Below are 6,414 nucleotides of genomic sequence, written 5' to 3'. Positions count from 1 at the left end.
GGTGGCGGAACGGTCAACCGCGCGTGCGGGTGCGGGTGCGGATGGGGGTGCGGGGCTGGCCGGTGGGCGTCGCCGGCGGGGCCCGGTATTCGGTCGGGCTCCCCGGCGCGTCCGGCACCGCTGTGCTGAATGTCCGGTTCCCTGCCCGGACCCGGAGTGAACCAGCCCCATTCCCCACTGTTACCGCCGGGGCCGCCGTTGTCGGCCGGCGTCGTGGTGGGAGCGTCCATGGTCTGCCTCGCCTCGAACGTCTTGCGAACGTGTCTCGATCAGGTATGCGCAGTTCCGTGGTGCACGGGAGCGGCCCGCGTACGCGTCCGCCCCTCCCCCCGTTCCGGTGCGGAATGCCCGCAGCATGCCATTCGGCGTCACGACGCCGGGCGCATAGCCGAAACTCCGGGCGCCGGACGGCCGTTCGCCGTTAGGCTGGCATGTCTTTCCCGTGACGCCCGGCGGGCAGGCGCCATACGGTGTCCGCGCGGGACACGGAAGATCCGACATCCGGCACCGGCACCCGACGGGGAACCGACCCTACTCGCGGACGATCGATCCACAAGACCCCCGCGCGCGCTCCGCGCGGGCGGCGGGACGGCTCAGACCGCCGCGCGGACCAGTTCGTACGCCTCGCGCAGATCGCGGCCGGTGTACGCGTGGGAGGCGAGCTCCGCCACGTGGTGGTCGGCGTTCATCGCGACGGACACGGGCAGCGCGGCGAACAGCGCGGCGTCCGAGAGGGAGTCCCCGTAGGCCACGCAGTCGGCGCGGCTCACCCCGAAGCGGGCGCACAGCTCGTCCGCGATGCGCACCTTGGCGGCAGCGGAGAGGATGCCCGTCGGGTCCACCGGCTCCCGGAACGGCACCGCGGGGAACCGCGAGCCGTAGGTGGCGTCCGCGCCCCAGTCCAGCAGCCGCTCCACGAAGAAGCCCGGCGAGAGCGAGATCACCGCGCAGCGGTCACCGGCCGCGCGGATCTCCCGCCACACGTCCCGGATGCCCGCGAGCCACGGCGCGCCCTCGAAGGCGGCCGCCACGTGCTCCTCGGTGAGGTCCGCCCAGAGCGCGCGCACGCGCAGCGCGAACCCGGGCGGATCGAGCTCGCCCGCGGCGAACGCGCGCTCCAACTCCCGCACCCCGTCCTCCACGTCGGGCCCGAGCCGCCGGGATATCTCCACGGGGGCGGCGGAGCCGTACAGCAAGGTGCCGTCGAGGTCGAACAGGTGGAGGGTCGCCATGCGGCGAGCGTAACCGCCACGCGACACGGGCCTTCGCCCGCGGTGGCCACCCGGCCCGGGCACGGGCAACTCCCGAACGGCATCTCACGCTCCACGCCTCCGCACGCCGGACGCGTCCCGCTCGTATCCCCGGGCCAGCCGCAACGCGGCAGGTGGCGCCCACCAGTGCGGGTGCGCGCTGCGGTGCGGCTTGAGGAGCACGCTGTCGCCGTGCTCCTTGACGACGACCCCGACCGCGCCGGTCCGTGTGTCCACGACGACGACTCCCCTCCGGTAGGTCATGCGTCCGGCCTCCTCACTGATGGCGTGCCTTCACGCGGCCGCCTCGTCCCGATGCGTGAGACGAGAGAACCGCCCTCGCGAGGGGCGCGCCAGCATTCATGCGATGCGCGCATATGGGTATGCAGCCAGCGGGTACGCGTGCTCGCATATCCGTTCTCACTTACCTACCGTGAGAGGGACAGGCACCGATGAACTGGTCCGACAGCGCGGTCCGAGCAGCATCGGCGCAGGGTGACTACGGGCGCGTGATCCGGCTGACGCGTGAGGCGGCCGGAGTGACCCAAGCCGGACTCGGCACCCTCTGCGGCCTGTCCCAGTCCGCGGTATCCCGCCTCGAACAGCGGGGAGCGGGTCCGTACAACATGACCGCCCTCGCTCGGGCAGCTCACCATCTCGGCATCCCCCCTCGTCTGGTCGGCCTTGCCGATGCCGGTGCGGACCCGAGCAAGCGCGGGGATGGAAGCGATGACGTGAGAAGGCGTGAATTCGTAAGCAGTGTGGCGGCCGTGGCTGCGACACCCGTCCTCGGTGCCGGGCCACCGCGGCGCGACGACTGGGAAGGGGGGCAGGCGGCCGTACTGCGCATCGCGACGACAGCGTTCCGCCGTATGGACGCCACGGCACCGGCGCGACAGCTTTCGGAGACGGTCCAGGGCCATATGCGGCTCGTGCAGACGGTCGCCTCGCAACTGACGGACCAGAAGGCGCGTACGCGACTGGCCGCGGTCGGCAGCGAAGTGGCCAGCTTTGTCGGCTGGCTGAGCTGGGACCTGGCCGACCAGGGCTCGGCGCGCACCTGGTACGGCGCTGCCATCAAGGCTGCCCGACGTGCCTGCGATCCGTTATTGATCGCGTACCAGCAAGGCAGCTTGGCGCAGTTCGAGGTCGAGCATGGGAACGTCCCTCAAGGCATCTCGCTGATCCGCTCCGCCCGGCGGCAGTTGGGGGCCGACAGGCCGGCGATCGCCGCCGCGTGGCTGTCGAGCCTCGAAGCCGTCGCCCTCGCGTCGGCGGGGGACGAGCGGGCCGCGGACCGCGCACTGACGGCGAGCGCCGCGGAGGTGGCTCGCATGCCGGCGTCGAACGCACCGCCATGGCCCTGGGTCTTCACCTTCGACGAGCGCAAGGTGGCCGCGGCCCGTGTGGCGTGCGGCGCCCGACTTGGACGCCCTCGTTGGGTGCATTCCTCCTTGGCCGACGCATCGTCCGCTCTCTCCTCCCATCACGAGAAACAGCGAGCCCTGCTGGCTCTCGACGTCGCGAGTGGACATATGGCCTCCGGGCAATTGGACGCCGCCTTCGTCCTGGCCGCCCAGGCACTCGACACGGGCTTGCGCCTGCGCTCGGGGCGAGTGGTCGAACGTGCCCGCGTCTTCCGCCGGACCTATTCGTCCTCGACACCGCCGACCGTCGTCCGCGAATTCGACAGCCGATTGAACGACGCCTACCTATGACCGAGGGAGGACGCTTGAGAGTCGGCATCACGGGCCACCGGGGGCTGTCCGACGCGCTGGAACAGCCGCTGCGGCAGGAGCTGGCCGAGATCGTGGGCGCGTACGAACGCGACGCGCTCATCGGGGTGAGCTGTCTCGCCGACGGCCCCGACGCCTGGTTCGCGCGGGCCGTGCTCGATCACGGGGGCCGGATCGAGGCCGTCGTCCCGGCACGGGAGTACCGCGACGGCCTCCCCGACTGGCATCACGAGACCTATGACGACCTTCTCCGCAGGGCGTCCGACGTCCACCACACCGGGCTGGAGACGTCCACGGAGCACGCGCACATGGTGAGCGGCGAGCTCCTGGTCGGTCTGGTCGACGAGCTCCTCGCCGTATGGGACGGCGGCCCCGCACGGGGCCTCGGCGGCACCGCCGACGTCGTCGCGTACGCCCGCCGCGTGGGCGTCCCCGTACGCGTGGTGTGGCCAGCGGGGGCCACGCGGGACTGACCGCTCACCTTCCTCCCACCCGCGGGCGCGGGACGGGCCGGAGGGGACGTGGCGGGGTGTCCCCGCAGCGCGGCGCACGAGACGGCGGGGGAGCCGTAGAACAACGGTGCACGTGCGCCGCCGAGGAGATACCCCGGTGCGGCACCGACCCACCCGCACGGCGTGCGCACCGCACACCACCCATCCCCCCGGCCGAAGGCCGGGGCAACCTTCCCGCCCCTTCGGGGCGGGAGCAGGGGGGTCTCGTGCCGAAGACCGGGGCATCCGCTCCGCCCCCTCGGGGCGGAAACAAGGGGGCTTCGTGCCCAAAGCCGGGGCAAACACCCCGCCCCCTCGAGGCGGAGTGAAAGGGGCTATGTGCCGAAGGCCCCGGGAACGTCGCGCGGAACAAGCGGAAAGCGCACCCCGCGTCAACACGGGGCGAACATCGCCTCACCCGAGGCGTGATTCGCTCGACGACACGCCCACGTATCGGCGAGCCTTGCACCATGACGCCGCTGACCACCGTGCCGATTCGCCCGCTGACCCGTGCCGACCTCGCCCACTGTCTCGACCTGGCCGCCGACCGCGGCCGGCCCCGCGCGGAGCGCGCGTGGCAGTTGCTGCTCACGGCGGGCCTCTGCCACGGCACCGACGGACCGGACGCCGACGGTGGCGGCGGCCTGATAGGCGCGTACGTCCTCACCCCGTACGGCCCCGAACTCGCCTCCCTCGGCGCCGTACTGGTCGCCGAGCGACATGCCCGGCGCGGCCTCGGCCGGCGGCTGATCGGCCACGCCCTGGAACAGGCGGGCAGCGCGGCCGTCCTCCGCTACGCCACCCCCGCCGAGCGGCCGCTGTTCGAGCGGTGCGGCTTCCGCGCCATCGGCGCGTCGGCCACCCTGCAGGGCCGCTTCCGGCCCGGCGCGGACCCGAAGAGGCCCTCCGCCGCGCCGGCGTCGAGGCGCGCGACCGCCGCCGACCTCGCGGCCGTCGTGCGGCTGGACGCGGACGCCATGGGCTCGGACCGCACCCACCTGCTGACCCGGCTGCCCGCGTTCGTCGAACAGGTCCGGGTCGTCGAGGGCCCCCGGGGCCTCGCCGGCTACGCCGCCGCCTGGCGGCAGGGGGCCACCACGGTCGTGGGGCCGGTGGTCGCCGACTCCCCCGCCCTCGCCCAGCGGCTCGTCCACGATCTGCTGACCGACACGGCGCGGCAGAGCGAAACCCACGGAGACGTGCGCATAGAGGTGGACGCCCGCCACTCCGGCCTCACCGCCTGGCTCGTGGCGAGCGCCCTCGCCCCCGTGGCCTCGCACACCGTGATGGTGCACGGCGCGCCGGACCTCCCCGGCGATCCGGAGCGCCGCTTCGCCCCCCTGATGCCGGCACTCGGCTGACCGCCGCGCTCACCCCCGTACGCGCTCACCCCCCGTACGGTCGCGCAGCGCGCACCCGACAGCGCGTTCAGGACTCGCCCGCGCGCCACCCCTGCGGGTCGACCCCGCCCGGCACCGGCGCCCCCGCCTCGTACGGCTCGCGGGTGAAGACGAACGTGCCCAGGTCGAGGTGGCTGACCGCCCCCGGGCGGTCGGCCCCGCCCTCCGTGGCGGCCTCGCCCGCGCGCACCACCCGCAGCCGCTCCCCCTCGTAGTAGCCGTCCAGGCCGATCCAGCCGGCGCCGTCGGGGGCGGGGCGGAAGCGGGAGGCGCGGCCCGGCACGCCCAGGGGGCTCAGCTCCAGCGAGCCGCCGGCCGCCAGCCGCAGCGCGAAGGGCGCGGCGCCCCAGTACCAGACGCCGGTGAGCTCCAGCAGCTCCGGATCGACCTCCGGCAGGGGCCGCCACGCGCCGGGCAGCCGCGGCTCGCGGTCGGCGACGATGCCCACGAGGTCGGCGGCGGTCGCGGCGACCGCCGGCCCGGAGGTCGCGTTGGTGAGGACGACCGCGCCGACCCCGTCCGCGACGCTCACCCAGAGCGTGGCGAGGAACCCGGGCATCGAGCCCGTGTGGCCGGCCAGGACACGCCCCTGGGCGCGCATGAGCTGCAGGCCGAGGCCGTAGCCGCCGTCCCAGCTGTCGCGCCCGGGCGGGGCGGCCGGGTCCCGCATGGCGGCCAGCGAGTCCGCGCCGAGCACCCGGGCGTCCCCGTCGGCCAGGAACGCCGCGTACCGGCACAGGTCTCCGACGGTGGACCACAGTTGCCCGGCCGGGGCCATCAGCCCGGTCTCCTCGGCGGGCTCGGGCAGCAGCACGTCCGCCCAGGGGTGCACCGCCCAGCCGCGCGCGTACGGCTCGCTCGGCAGCACCGAGGTCCGGGACATGCCCAGCGGGTCCAGCACCTCGCGGCGCAGCGCCTCGTCCCAGGGCATGTCGCGCAGCCGGGCGACGAGCGCGCCGAGGAGGGCGTAGCCGACGTTGGAGTAGTGGTGCAGCCGGCCCGCGGGGTGGCGCAGGGGCGCGCCGCCGACGATGTCGCCCAGCTCGGGGCGGAGCGCCCCGGGGGTCCGCTCCCACCAGGGGCCGGGCGGCTCGGCGGCGAGGCCGGCGGTGTGCGAGAGCAGTTGCGCGACGGTCAGTTCGCCGACGCCCGTGCCGGGGAGGTGGGCGGAGAGGGGGTCGGCGAGGTCCAGCAGCCCCTCGTCGCGCAGCCGCATCACCAGCACGGCGATCAGGGACTTGGTCAGCGAGCCGATGCGGTACTGGGTGTCGGCGGTCGGCTCGGCGTCGCCGACCGCGCCCCGGAAACCGGTCCACACCGTCCGGCCGTCGCGCACGACCGCCGCCGCCAGGGAGGGCGTGCGGCCCTCCGCCTGGGCGACGGCGATCCGGTGCAGCAGGGCGCGGTCGGTGGCGGGCAACAGCGCTTCGCTCGGTGTGATCATGAGCGCCATTGTCCACGGCGACGGCGGTGGCGGCCGTGGCGGTGGCGCACGCCCCCGTACGGCTGCCGGGCCGGCGGGTCGTACGGGGCCCGC

General features: G+C 74.4%; 6 protein-coding genes. 3 read left to right on the top strand and 3 right to left on the bottom strand.

The window, feature by feature from the left end:
- Positions 1-593: 593 nt before the first annotated feature.
- Positions 594-1,232 carry an HAD family hydrolase gene (locus ACSNOD_RS26960; protein WP_436769672.1) on the bottom strand — a complete coding sequence of 213 codons (639 nt, stop codon included), beginning with the start codon at positions 1,230-1,232 and terminating at the stop codon, positions 594-596.
- 84 nt (positions 1,233-1,316) lie between these two features.
- The gene (locus tag ACSNOD_RS26955) at positions 1,317-1,514 is read right to left on the bottom strand and encodes a hypothetical protein (RefSeq protein ID WP_436769671.1); all 198 of its coding nucleotides are present in this window, start codon (positions 1,512-1,514) and stop codon (positions 1,317-1,319) included.
- Between the two features lie 188 nt (positions 1,515-1,702).
- On the opposite strand from ACSNOD_RS26955, the gene ACSNOD_RS26950 reads away from it, so the two are divergent.
- From ACSNOD_RS26950 to ACSNOD_RS26940, 3 genes are all read left to right on the top strand, one after another.
- Positions 1,703-2,968, top strand: coding sequence for a helix-turn-helix domain-containing protein (locus ACSNOD_RS26950; RefSeq protein ID WP_436769670.1), 1,266 nt, complete (start codon positions 1,703-1,705; stop codon positions 2,966-2,968).
- 14 nt (positions 2,969-2,982) lie between these two features.
- On the top strand, positions 2,983-3,459 hold the full coding sequence (locus tag ACSNOD_RS26945) for a hypothetical protein (protein ID WP_436769669.1): 477 nt from the start codon (positions 2,983-2,985) through the stop codon (positions 3,457-3,459).
- A 488-nt stretch (positions 3,460-3,947) separates the two neighbouring features.
- Positions 3,948-4,838, top strand: coding sequence for a GNAT family N-acetyltransferase (locus tag ACSNOD_RS26940; RefSeq protein ID WP_436769668.1), 891 nt, complete (start codon positions 3,948-3,950; stop codon positions 4,836-4,838).
- A 67-nt stretch (positions 4,839-4,905) separates the two neighbouring features.
- Here the strand turns inward: ACSNOD_RS26940 and ACSNOD_RS26935 are convergent, their stop codons facing one another.
- Positions 4,906-6,321, bottom strand: coding sequence for a serine hydrolase domain-containing protein (locus ACSNOD_RS26935; protein ID WP_436769667.1), 1,416 nt, complete (start codon positions 6,319-6,321; stop codon positions 4,906-4,908).
- Positions 6,322-6,414 lie beyond the last annotated feature (93 nt).

The sequence above is a fragment of the Streptomyces sp. URMC 123 genome (genome assembly GCF_051386515.1).
Classification (GTDB): domain Bacteria; phylum Actinomycetota; class Actinomycetes; order Streptomycetales; family Streptomycetaceae; genus Streptomyces.
The sequence above is the reverse complement of the archived record's forward strand: the minus strand, read 5'-3'. Positions and strand labels throughout refer to the sequence as shown.